At 42.4% G+C, this 257-nt stretch carries 1 pseudogene; it reads left to right on the top strand.

What is annotated here, in order from left to right:
- Positions 1-124: 124 nt before the first annotated feature.
- Positions 125-257, top strand: a pseudogene (locus ACYQ2O_RS13275) (IS21 family transposase); the annotation flags it as partial.

The following is a 257-nucleotide window of genomic DNA, read 5'->3' as shown; positions in this document are numbered from 1 at the left end:
ATTTTACCTTTGCTGGAGACATTTGACAAGAAAAAAAGCAATGTGATCCAGCAGTGTATTCACGTCTGCTGGATCACATTGCCTTTTTCCGCCTCTTTTTTATCGGTATAGAATGCTTTTCTACAACCGGTCACGAACTCAATTCTCTCAGGTTCATTTAAACGATCGCTTCTATTCTTTTAGTAAAGATGCAGGGTTCAGAACAATGGTCTGTCGCCCTTTTCGCCCCCAAACAAAAGGCAGCGTAGAAGCTCTCG

The sequence above is a fragment of the Alkalibacterium sp. m-11 genome, from assembly GCF_054658155.1.
This window is presented reverse-complemented; position numbering and strand designations above follow the sequence as displayed.